General features: G+C 71.2%; 7 protein-coding genes and 1 other RNA gene. 5 read left to right on the top strand and 3 right to left on the bottom strand.

Annotated elements, in window-relative coordinates; translation table 11 throughout:
* Nucleotides 1-175 precede the first annotated feature (175 nt).
* The 3 genes from BGO15_RS02595 to BGO15_RS02605 are packed head-to-tail and all read right to left on the bottom strand — an operon-like array spanning nt 176 to nt 4,720.
* A complete protein-coding gene (locus tag BGO15_RS02595; RefSeq protein ID WP_056210033.1) occupies nt 176-2,467 on the bottom strand; it encodes a transglutaminase TgpA family protein in 2,292 nt (763 codons plus the stop codon).
* Complete coding sequence (locus tag BGO15_RS02600; protein ID WP_056210035.1) at nt 2,464-3,708, bottom strand: DUF58 domain-containing protein; 1,245 nt, start codon at nt 3,706-3,708, stop codon at nt 2,464-2,466. The genes BGO15_RS02595 and BGO15_RS02600 overlap by 4 nt, the downstream gene beginning before the upstream one ends.
* A gap of 25 nt (nt 3,709-3,733) precedes the next feature.
* Nucleotides 3,734-4,720 carry an AAA family ATPase gene (locus BGO15_RS02605; RefSeq protein ID WP_056519207.1) on the bottom strand — a complete coding sequence of 329 codons (987 nt, stop codon included), beginning with the start codon at nt 4,718-4,720 and terminating at the stop codon, nt 3,734-3,736.
* 194 nt (nt 4,721-4,914) lie between these two features.
* Between BGO15_RS02605 and ffs the strand changes: the two genes are divergently transcribed.
* The 5 genes from ffs to BGO15_RS02630 all read left to right on the top strand — a co-directional run bounded on the left by ffs (nt 4,915) and on the right by BGO15_RS02630 (nt 11,898).
* Nucleotides 4,915-5,011: signal recognition particle sRNA small type (gene ffs / locus BGO15_RS02610), an RNA gene on the top strand.
* 74 nt (nt 5,012-5,085) lie between these two features.
* Nucleotides 5,086-7,227: a phosphate acetyltransferase gene (gene pta, locus BGO15_RS02615; protein ID WP_056210037.1), complete on the top strand. Its 2,142-nt coding sequence runs from the start codon at nt 5,086-5,088 to the stop codon at nt 7,225-7,227.
* On the top strand, nt 7,224-8,459 hold the full coding sequence (locus tag BGO15_RS02620) for an acetate/propionate family kinase (protein WP_056210039.1): 1,236 nt from the start codon (nt 7,224-7,226) through the stop codon (nt 8,457-8,459). Before pta ends, BGO15_RS02620 begins: the two co-directional genes overlap by 4 nt.
* A 122-nt stretch (nt 8,460-8,581) precedes the next feature.
* Nucleotides 8,582-9,319 carry an HAD family hydrolase gene (locus tag BGO15_RS02625; RefSeq protein ID WP_045246317.1) on the top strand — a complete coding sequence of 246 codons (738 nt, stop codon included), beginning with the start codon at nt 8,582-8,584 and terminating at the stop codon, nt 9,317-9,319.
* 44 nt (nt 9,320-9,363) lie between these two features.
* Nucleotides 9,364-11,898, top strand: a complete 2,535-nt coding sequence (locus tag BGO15_RS02630; RefSeq protein ID WP_056519210.1) for a glycoside hydrolase family 65 protein — start codon at nt 9,364-9,366, stop codon at nt 11,896-11,898.
* The last annotated feature ends 13 nt before the right edge of the window (nt 11,899-11,911 follow it).

The following is an 11,911-nucleotide window of genomic DNA, read 5'->3' on the forward strand; positions in this document are numbered from 1 at the left end:
TCGCGTTCTCCCGCACCCACCGATCGTTGGGCGTCGGCCATCCCCGCGGCACACGGACATCGACCGGCACCCCCGGCACCCTCGCTCGTCCGACCCCCATGAGCCCCCGCACCTTCGCCCGCGCACGGATTCGACCGAGACTACCGAGCGGATCGGCCGCTCGGAAGAGTCGCACTCACTCCCGCGCCCACAACGACCGGGGCCAGGCTCGGGCGATCAGCCGGCGCGCGGGTGCGACCGACCCGAGCACGCCGGAACGCACCGCAGCGGCCGCATCCGCCGTCGCCGGGTCTCCGCTCGCGGCACGCCGGGCGCGACGCCCCGTCGGCGCGGGTGGCGGGGCGTATGCCGCCCGCTCGACCGCGTCGACGAGTCTCCACACCGCCTCGGCTGGCACGCCGGGCTGCGCGATGAGCGCGGCGCCGAACTCACGAGGCGACGCCGCTGCGCTCACGGGCACTCCCACATCGCGCGCGGCATCCTGCACCCAACTCCATGCGGCGACCGCGTCCCCACGGGCCGCAGCTGCGCGCAGCCGTCTCGCGCGTGCGGCGCCCAGCACGCCCGGCACCGCGAGAACGGCGATGACGAGCACCGCACCCAGCGCCCAGGGAACGATGGCAGCGATCGCCGGTCCGCTCGTCGAGGTGGTCGACGTCGTCGTGCCCGTGGTGGGTGCGGTCGACGGCTGGTCGCTCGGGGCGGCGGTCGGCGCGCTCGAGGCGGTCGGCTGCGGTGTCGAGCCCGAGCTGTCGACGGTGCCGGACGTACCCGACCCCGGTGCGAAGCTCGTCGAGACGCCGAGGCTCTTCGTCGGCTCGAAGCGCACCCACCCGATGCCCTGGAAGTACGCTTCCGGCCAGGCGTGCAGCTGGTCGCTGACGACCTTGTAGGTCACCGTGTCCGGAGTCGACGACGAATACGTCCCCGGCAGGTAGCCGATCACGATGCGCGTGGGGATGCCGAGGGAGCGCGCCATCAGCGTGAACGCCGAGGCGTAGTGCACGCAGTAGCCCGACTTGACCTGCAGGAATCGCGCGACGGCGTCGGCGCTGGATCCGTCGAACCCCTGCTCGACCGGCGCGTTGAGCGAGTAGGTGAACTCGTCGCCACGGAACCACGTCTGCAGCGCGATCAGCTTGTCGTAGGCGCTCGTCGCCCCCGCGGTGACCTGCTGCGCGTCGGAGGTGATGATCGTCGGCAGGTTCTGCGGCAGCACGGTGTAGATCGAGTTCGTCGAGCGGGCCGGTGCGGCCTCGATCTGCTCGAGGGTGGGCTGCGGACTCGTCGTCGTCACGGTGTACTGCTGGCCGCGGGTCGATCCGCCCTGGGACTCGACGGTGAGGTTCTGGTCGGCGATCGCCCACGATCCGGTCAGGCCGCTGATGGATGCCGCGGGGTACGGCACGGGCAGCCAGGTGGTGTCGAGGCGGCTGATGTCGATCTGCGTCTGCGCCTCGGTCGTCGTGATGGTGCTCCCGAGCGCCTGAGCCGGGAACGTGCCGTCGGATCCGATCGCCGTCGTCGACGGCGCGTCGGGCACCCAGGTGCCCGACCCCTGCAGGAGGGAGAGCGTCGCGAGTCTCAGGTACGGCGCCGATCCGGTGTCGGTCGTCACCGTGAGGATCTCGGTGGAGGCGGGATTGCGCAGGTTCCGGCCCAGATCGATCGAGGCGTCCACGCCGACCGAGACCGAACCGGGCACGAGGACGACCGGGTTCAGCGTCGGGAGCAGCGGCGCAACGATCAGCGTCGTCACGAGGGCGGCCGCGCCCAGCACGAACCCGGCTGCCGTGCGCACCGCGCCCGGTCGCTCCGGCTCCCGGCGGGTGTGGGTCTCGAACCGGAACAGCAGCAGGAAGGTCGCCCCGAGCGTCACCAACTCCCACGTCGGCATCGACCGTTGCACCGACACCGTCGGGATGAGGGCCACGGTCAGCAGCGCGACCACGGCGAGAAGCGGCATCCGCGCGGTCACGACGATGTGGTCGAGCGCGATCGCGAGTAGTGCGACCGAAGAGACGAGGAGGAACGCGATCGCGGCCGTGGCATCCAGCGGCGCGTAGCCGGTGATGATGTCCTGCGCCGCGCGCGAGAGCACCTCGGGCACGGCGGCGAAGACCGCCGGCGAGGGGATGACGAGCAGCCACGCCTGACCGGCGAAGAAGAGGCCGGTGACGCCGAGCATCCACACGACGAGCTCGATCAGGCTGACCGCCCATGCCGGCATCCCGCGCACGCGCAGGAGGTACCCGATCGTCAGCACGAGCGCGGCGAGACCGAGCGCGGCGGCGAGCCAGAAGCCGGGAGTGATCACTCGCAGCAGGGGAAGGAGCGCCGCGACGAGCGCGACGAACGCTCCCACGGTGAGACGGAACGTGCCCCGCGCGGTGCGACGCGGACGTCGAGCCACAGATGCGTCCCGTGTCGCGAACACCCGGTCGTGTGCGGTGGGGTCGTCGCTCATGCGCTTTCGCCCTCCGTCGCCGCCGACTCGGATGCCGCCGCGCGCCGTTCGAGCTCCTGCCACACCGTCGCGAGCGGTTCGGCGCCCGTCAGCGCGGCTGCGCGCCATCCGCGTGCGCGGACCGCGGGCAGCGCGCCGGACTCGGGCGCCGCGGTCAGCAGGATCGGCAGGGCGGAGTGCGGGGCGATCGTCGCGAGAGGCGCGGCATCCGAGAGACCCAGGCTGCCGGCGAGGAGGATCACGGGGCCCGTGAGGCCGCCCGTGAACCGTTCGGCGAGCCGATGCAGCCCTCCCCCCGTACCCGTCGGCGCCACGGTCGCGAGGAGGAAGGCGAGATCGCCGAGACCGCTGTGCTCTTCGGGGTCGATTCGTTCCGCGAGGGGGGTGCCGTGCGCGTCGACGACGCTCACGGCGAAGCCCTCTCGCGCCAGATGGGTCGTGATCGACAGGCACGCCGAGACCGCTGCCTCGAAGCCCCGGTCGCCGCCGGGTGCACTCGCCCGCGCCGGCCAGCGTGCAGCATCCAGGTCGATCACGACCGTCGCCTCGGGAGCGGCCTCCTGCTCCTCCTGACGCACCATGAGCTCGTCACGGTGGGCGGTCGCGCGCCAGTGGATGCGACGCATCGAGTCGCCCGGTGCCCATGCCCGGGGGATGAGATTGTCCGCGCCCTGGCCCAGCCGGCTCGTCGCCGCCGGCAACGCGCCCCCGGTCTGCACCGCCATCGCGGCGAGGGCCGGCACATCGACGAGCTCGGGCGTCACCACGACGTCGGTCGCCTCACCGGCGGCCTGCGAGCGCCGCACCAGGCCGAACGGATCCGTCGAGGTCACCTGCAGGCGGCCGAGTCGATGGATGCCGCGCACCCGCGGGCGCACGCCGTACCTCAGCTCGATCGTGCGCGACCCCGACCCGGGTCGCAGAGCGGGGAATACGCCGCGGGCATCCCCGGCGAGGCTTCGGGGGAGGCGGTCCCGCCACTGCCCGGGCGGCACCGGCAGCGAGCCGTGCACAGTGGCGTGCACGCGCACCCGCGCGTCCTCGCCGACGGCCGGCAGGGCGGGCACGACCTGCCGCGTCGCGTCGAGGCGACGACGCAGGCCGAACTGCGTGACGGCGCCCCACAGCACGGCTGCGATCAGCAGCACGGCGAACCACACGAGCTCCTCGAGTCCGAGCATCGGGGCGGCGATGAGGCATCCGAGCGCGACGACGAGGGCACCGGTGCCCCGCAGGGTCAAGGGCCAGGATCGCACGGCGACGTGGTCAGACCCGCACGCCGAGCGGCACGCGCACGGTCTGCACGATCTCGTCGATCACTGTCCGCACCCGGTCGTCGCCGGCACCGCCGGAGACCCGTGTCGGGATGAGCCGGTGCGCGAACACGGGGGAGATGAGCGTCGCGACGTCGTCCGGGATGACGAATGTGCGGGTATCCAGCGCTGCCCACACCTTCGCGGCCCGGACGAGAGCGAGCGTCGCGCGCGGCGAGGCACCGAGCCGGAGCTCGGGGTGAGAGCGCGTCGCCGCAGCGAGCGACACGGCGTACTCCTCGACCGCGGGGGAGACATGCACCCGCCGCGCCCACCGGATCAGCTCGTCGAGCTCGGCGAGCCCCACGACCGGGGTGACGAGGTCGATCGGATTGGCGGTGTCACGCTGGCGCAGCATCTCGGCCTCGGCTGCGGCATCCGGGTACCCCATCGAGATGCGCATCATGAACCGGTCGCGCTGCGCCTCGGGCAGGGCGTACGTCCCCTCCATGTCGAGGGGGTTCTGCGTCGCCACGACGAAGAACGGCGAGGGCAGCAGATGGGTGCGGCCATCGACCGTCACCTGACCCTCGGCCATCGCCTCCAGCAGCGCCGACTGCGTCTTCGGCGATGACCTGTTGATCTCGTCGGCGATCACGACGTCGGCGAAGATCGCGCCCGGGGTGAACTCGAAATCCCGGGTCGCGGGGTTGAACACCGAGACGCCGGTCACATCGCTCGGCAGGAGGTCGGGGGTGAACTGGATGCGACGCACCCGGGCGTCGATCGCGGCCGACAGCGCGCGGGCGAGCATCGTCTTGCCGACGCCCGGAACGTCCTCGATGAGCAGGTGCCCTTCGGCGAGGAGCGTCACCAGCGCTGCTCGCACGGCATCCGGCTTTCCGTCGATGACCGACCCCACGGCCTGCACGATCGCGCCCGTCAGCTCGGCGAATCGTGCCGCATCCAGCGTCGCGGGCGCCTCGGTCACATCCGTCATACGTGCTCCCGACATCGGTGGGGCTCCCGGGGGAGAGCCGCTTCGTAGGCCGGGCGGAGCCTCGGTCTAGGCCGATCGTAGCTGTGCGCCGCCTATGCGGGGCTGGGCGAATCCTGGGCGCCGATTCTCGGATCGCCCAGTGGAGCCGATGCGTCGTGCGCGTCGCGGAGGCCGCGGCATCCGGGTAGACTCGAGGTCGCTCTCCGCGAGGCGGCATCCAGGCCAACTCCCCCAGGACGGAAACGTAGCAAGGGTAACCGGGCTCTGCCGGGTTCGCGGAGAGTCTTTCTTTTGCGGGGATGTTCGCCGATTGTTCCGGCGCTCGCGCCCGGCGGTCCGTGCATGGCCCGGCATAGGCTGGTGGGGTGGCGCAGAGCATCCTGATCACGTCCGCCGAAGGTCATTCGGGCAAGTCGACGATCGCGCTGGGCGTGCTCGACGCCCTCAGCCACAGCGCCGCACGGGTCGGCGTCTTCCGCACCATCGCACGGTCCCGCGACGAGCGCGACTACGTGCTCGACCTGCTGCTGGCCCACGACGGCGTCGACCTCGACTACGACGCGTGCATCGGCGTGCACTACGACGACGTGCACGACAACCCCGACCAGGCGCTCGCCGTCATCGTCGAGCGGTACAAGGCGATCGAGGCCGTCTGCGACGCCGTCGTCATCCTCGGCAGCGACTTCACCGACGTCGGCAGCCCCGCGGAGCTCGGCTACAACGGCCGCATCGCGGCGAACCTCGGCGCCCCCGTGCTGCTGGTGCTCGGCGGTCGCGCCCAGCAGGGGCAGAGCGAGCAGCTGGGATCGACCCTCGCCCGCACCCCCGACGAGATGGGTCAGATCACGAGCCTCGCGCTGAGCGAGCTGCGCGCCTCCCGGGCCGAGCTGTTCGCCATCGTCGCGAACCGCACCGACCCCGACGCCGACGCGGTCGTCGCCGCGATCCGCGACGTCGTCGAGCAGAGCCCGGCCCGCGGCATCCCGATCTGGGCGCTGCCGGAGGACACCCTGCTGGTCGCACCGTCGGTGCGCGGCGTGCTGCGCTCGCTCGGGGCGACGTTCCTGAAGGGCGACGAGGCGCTGCTCGACCGTGAGGTGCTGAGCGTCGTCGTCGCGGGGATGTCGATGGTCAACGTGCTCCCGCGGCTGACCGAGAGCGCCGTCGTCGTGATCCCGGCCGACCGCTCCGAGGTCCTCCTGGCGACCCTGCTCGCCAACGCGTCGGGGACGTTCCCGTCGGTCGCTGCCGTCGTGCTCAACGGCCCGTTCGCGCTGCCCGAGCCCATCGACCGGCTCATCGACGGCCTGCGCTCGCCGCTGCCGATCATCGCCACCGACCTCGGCACCTACGACACCGCGGTGCACATCATGAACACCCGCGGTCGCCTCGCCGCCGAGTCGCCGGCCCGCTACGACCGGGCCCTGGCGCTTTTCGAGCGGCACATCGACACCGCCGAGCTGACGCGGCTGCTCGGCCTCGTGCGGCCGACGGTCGTGACCCCGCTCATGTTCGAGTACGGCCTCATCGAGCGCGCCCGTGCCGACCGCAAGCGCATCGTGCTGCCCGAGGGCGACGACGACCGGGTGCTGCGGGCGGCGGCGACGGTGCTGGCCCGCGGGGTGGCCGACCTCGTGATCCTCGGCGACGAGCAGGCCGTGCGCGGACGCGCCATGACCCTCGGCATCGACATCTCCGCCGCGCGGATCATCAGTCCGTTCGACCCGGTGCTGGGCGCCCGCTTCGCCGAGGAGTACACGCGACTGCGCGCGGCGAAGGGGATGACCCTCGAGCGCGCCGCCGACACCATCACGGATGTCTCCTACTTCGGCACGCTGATGGTGCACCTGGGGCTCGCCGACGGCATGGTCTCGGGCGCCGCGCACACCACCGCCCACACGATCCGGCCCGCGTTCGAGATCATCAAGACCCGGCCGGATGTCTCGGTCGTCTCGAGTGTCTTCCTCATGGCCCTCGCCGACCGGGTGCTCGTCTACGGCGACTGCGCGGTCATCCCCGACCCCTCCGCCACCCAGCTGGCGGACATCGCGATCTCCTCCGCCGAGACGGCCGGCCAGTTCGGTATCGAGCCGCGCGTCGCGATGCTGTCGTATTCGACGGGGGAGTCGGGGTCGGGCGCCGACGTCGACAAGGTGCGGGAGGCGACATCCCTCGTGCGCGAACGCGCCCCGCAGCTGCTCGTCGAGGGACCCATCCAGTACGACGCCGCTGCCGACGCGGCCGTCGCGCAGAAGAAGCTGCCGAGCTCGGCCGTCGCCGGGCGCGCCACCGTGTTCGTCTTCCCCGACCTCAACACCGGCAACAACACCTACAAGGCGGTGCAGCGCTCGGCCGGCGCGATCGCCATGGGACCTGTGCTCCAGGGGCTCAACAAGCCCATCAACGACCTGTCGCGCGGCGCCCTCGTCGACGACATCGTCAACACCATCGCGATCACCGCCATCCAGGCCCAGGGCGAGACCGCGCCGAAGGGGGAGCAGGCATGAGCGTCGTGCTGGTCGTCAACAGCGGGTCGTCGTCGTTCAAGTACCAGCTGATCGACATGTCGACCGAGTCCGTGCTCGCCTCGGGTCTCGTCGAGCGCATCGGGCAGGCCGACGGCCGCGCCCGGCACACGGTGACGGCAGCCGCCTTCGGCGGGTCGGATGCCGCGGCCCCCACCGTGCTCGACGCGACCACCGAGCGGGAGCTGCCCATCGCCGACCACGCGGCCGGCTTCGCGGTGATGCTCGAGGCCTTCGCCGAGAGTGGTCCCTCGCTCACCGAGCGCCCGCCGCTCGCCGTCGGGCACCGCGTCGTGCACGGCGGGGCGCGCTTCTTCGAGCCGACCCTCATCACGCCGCTCGTCGAGATCAACATCGACGACCTGTCGATGCTCGCGCCCCTGCACAACCCCGGTGCGGTGCAGGGTATCCGTGCCGCGCGGGCCGCCTTCCCCGACATCCCCCATGTCGCGGTCTTCGACACCGCGTTCCACCAGACCATGCCGCCCGAGGCATACACGTACGCGATCGACCGCGACCTGGCCGATCGGTACCGGTTGCGCAAGTACGGGTTCCACGGGACATCCCACAAGTTCGTCAGCGAAGCCGCCGCGGCGTTCGTCGGCCGTCCGCTGCGCGACCTGCGTCAGATCGTCTTCCACCTCGGCAACGGCGCGTCGGTCACCGCGATCGACCGCGGCCGCTCCGTCGACACCTCCATGGGGTTCACCCCGCTCGAGGGGCTCGTCATGGGAACCCGTTCGGGCGACCTCGACCCGGCCGTGCTGCTGCAGCTCGCGCGACGCGCGCGCATGACCACGGACGAGCTCGACGACCTGCTCAACAAGAAGTCCGGCCTCGTCGGGCTCGCGGGCGCGTCCGACATGCGCGACATCCTCGCGCGCGTCGAACAGGGCGAGGATGCCGCGGTGCTCGCGTTCGACGTGTACATCCATCGCCTGCGCGCCTACGCCGGCGCCTACCTCGCCCAGCTCGGCGGCGCCGACGTCATCAGCTTCACCGCGGGTGTCGGCGAGAACGTCCCCGTGGTGCGCGCGCAGGCGCTCGCGACCCTCGGCTACGCCGGGGTGCTGATCGATCCCGTCCGCAACGCGGCCCGGGGCCGCGGCATCCGCGTCATCTCGGCCGAGGACTCACCTGTCACCGTGCTCGTCGTGCCCACGAACGAGGAGCTCGAGATCGCCCGGCAGACGCTGCAGGTCGCCCGCACCTGAGCGTGCGGGACGCGCGGATCAGCCGACGCACCCGGGCGCTGCGGCCGGCCTTCGGGCTAGGGCGTGCGGTGGCTACGCTGGACGAGCGGACCCGGACCATCCACGAGACCCTCGGAGGCGACGTGACCCTGCCCGACCTGACGACCTACGACGCGGTGCTGTTCGATCTCGACGGCGTGCTCACGCCGACCGCCGAGGTGCACATGCACGCGTGGCGCACCATGTTCGAGCAGCTGTTCGCGGCCTGGGACGTGACGCCCGCGTACACGGACACCGACTACTTCGAGTACCTCGACGGCAAGAAGCGGTACGACGGCGTCGCGAGCCTGCTGCGCTCGCGCGACATCGAGGTGCCGTGGGGTGAGCCTTCCGACACGCCCGACCGTGACACGGTCTGCGGCATCGGCAACCGCAAGAACGAGGTGTTCGCGGCGATCCTGCGCTCCGAGGGCATCGAGCCCTATCCGGGCTCCGTCGCCCTCCTCGACCTGCTGCAGGACCAGGGCGTGCCCGTGGCCGTCGTGTCCAGCTCGAAGAACGCCGACGAGGTGCTGCGCGCCGCCGGGCTGCGCGACCGGTTCGAGGTCGTCGTCGACGGGGTGCTCGCCGAGAACGAGAACCTCGCGAGCAAGCCCGCACCCGACGTGTTCGCCGCCGGGGCCCGGCTCCTCGGCGTCGACCCCGCCACCAGCGCCGCCGTCGAGGATGCTCTCAGCGGCGTGCGGTCGGCCGTCGCGGCCGGATACGGCCTCGTCGTCGGCGTCGACCGCGGAGTCGGCGAGGGGTCGCTGGCGGAGGCCGGGGCATCCGTCGTCGTTCCCGACCTCGGCGTGTTCGTGCCCGACACATCCGCTTCATAGACTGACTCGACACCTCTCCGCCCACCCGAGCCGAAGGCCTGCCCATGATGGATCGCGACCGCTTTCCCGTCGACCCCTGGCGTCTCGTCGAGACGCGACCGTCGCTCGATGACGTGGGGGTGACCGAGACGATCTTCTCGGTCGGGAACGGCTACCTCGGCCTGCGCGGCAACCACCCCGAGGGTCGGCACGCGGTCGAGAACGGCACCTTCGTCAACGGCTTCCACGAGACGTTCCCCATCCATCACGCCGAGCGGGCGTTCGGGTTCGCCGAGGTGGGCCAGACGATCATCAACGCTCCCGACGCGAAGGTGATCCGCGTCTACGTCGACGACGAGCCGCTCACGCTCGACGTCGCCGACCTGCGTGAGTACGAGCGCGTGCTCGACCTGCGCGACGGGGCGATGCGACGCCACATCCTGTGGTGCACCCCCTCGGGCAAGGAGGTCGTGATCGACCTCGAATGGCTCGTCTCCTTCGAGGAGAAGCACCTGGCGGTGATGCGCATCGACGTCACCGTGCTCAACGACGACGCACCGGTCACGATCTCGAGCCAGCTCGTCAACCGTCAGGACGGCGAGGACATCTACGGGGGCACGCCCGGCTCCGGCAAGGCCGGCGCGGGCTTCGACCCGCGCAAGGCCGAGCGCATCGCGCAGCGGGTGCTGCAACCCGACACCTACTGGCAGGACGGCGACCGGTCGGTGCTGAGCTACCGCGTCACCGCATCGGGGATGACGATCGCCGTCGCGGCGGACCACATCATCGAGACCGCGAACGACTACACGTCGCGCCGCCTCATCGAGCCCGACATCGCCAAGAACGTCTTCCGCGTGCACGCGAAGGCCGGTGTTCCTGTGCGTCTGACGAAGTTCGTCTCCTACCACACGTCCCGTGGGGTGCCCGCCGGCGAGCTCGTCGATCGGTGCCGCCGCACCCTCGACCGCGGCGCGGAGTTCGGTGCCGACGCGGTGTTCGCACAGCAGCGCGAGTGGATGGACGCCTTCTGGAAGCGCTCCGACGTGCGCATCGGCGGTCACGAGGACCTGCAGCAGGCGACCCGGTGGTGCCTGTTCCAGCTCGCGCAGGCCTCGGCTCGCGCCGACGGCCAGGGCGTGCCGGCGAAGGGCGTCTCGGGCTCCGGCTACAGCGGCCACTACTTCTGGGACACCGAGATCTACGTGCTCCCCTTCCTCGCGTACACGAGCCCGCTCTGGGCGCGCAACGCCCTGCGCATGCGCTTCCTCATGCTCCCGGCCGCGCGCAAGCGTGCGAAGCAGCTCAACGAGGCGGGGGCGCTGTTCCCCTGGCGCACGATCAGCGGCGAGGAGGCGTCGGCATACTACGCGGCGGGCACCGCGCAGTACCACATCAACGCCGACGTGAGCTATGCGCTCGCGAAGTACGTGCGGGCGACAGGCGATGACGACTTCCTCTACCGTGAGGGCGTCGACATCGCCGTCGAGACCGCGCGGCTGTGGGCGACGCTCGGGTTCTGGCGCGAGAGCGACGAAGAGGATGCCGCGACCTTCCACATCCACGGGGTGACGGGTCCCGACGAGTACACGACAGTCGTGAACGACAACCTGTTCACGAACGTCATGGCCCGCTTCAATCTGCGTTTCGCCGCCCGCACGGTGCGCGAGATGGAGGTCGAGCGCCCTGAGGAGTTCCGGCTCATGGCCGAGCGCCTCGGCCTTGACGCGGAGGAGCCCGACGCGTGGGAGATGGCCGCCGAGGCGATGCACATCCCTTACAGCGAAGCCCTCGGCATCCACCCCCAGGACAGCGTGTTCCTCGAGCGTGAGCTGTGGGACCTCGAGAACACCCCGGCCGTCCAGCGGCCGCTGCTGCTGCACTTCCACCCGCTGGTGATCTACCGCTACCAGGTGCTGAAGCAGGCCGACGTCGTGCTCGCCCTGTTCCTGCAGGGCAACCACTTCACGAGCGCGGAGAAGCTCGCGGACTTCGAGTACTACGACCCGCTGACCACGGGCGACTCGACGCTGTCGGGGGTCGTGCAGTCGATCCTCGCGGCGGAGGTCGGCTATCAGGACCTCGCCCTCGAGTACTTCCTCGACGGCATCTTCGTCGACCTCGCAGACCTGCACCACAATGCGTCGGACGGCGTGCACGTGGCATCCGCCGGTGGGGTCTGGACCTCGCTCGTGAGCGGGTTCGGCGGCATGCGCGACCACTACGGCGAGCTGTCGTTCGACCCGCGCCTGCCGAAGGACTGGCCCGAGCTGGCCTTCGCGCTGCGCTGGCACGGCACGCACCTCGACATCACGGTCCGTCGCGACGAGCTGCTCGTGGTCGCGGAGCCGGGCGAGGGTTCGGCCACCTTCACGGTGCGCGGTCGCGAGTACACGATCGCGGGCGGTGAGGAGCTCTCGATCGCGCTCGACGGGCAGGGCCCGGTCAAGCCCGGGCGCCCGACGCTGCGCAAGATCATGAAGGATTCGCGCCGCGAGGACGGCTCTCTGCTGGTGGCCTCCGTGCCCACGCCGACGACATCGATCCCGGTCGTGACCGGGGCGACGCCGATCGCCGAGACGGATGCCGCGGGCCCGGCCTGATGTCCCACCCACA

This window comes from Microbacterium sp. 71-23, assembly GCF_001897265.1.
Classification (GTDB): domain Bacteria; phylum Actinomycetota; class Actinomycetes; order Actinomycetales; family Microbacteriaceae; genus Microbacterium; species Microbacterium ginsengisoli.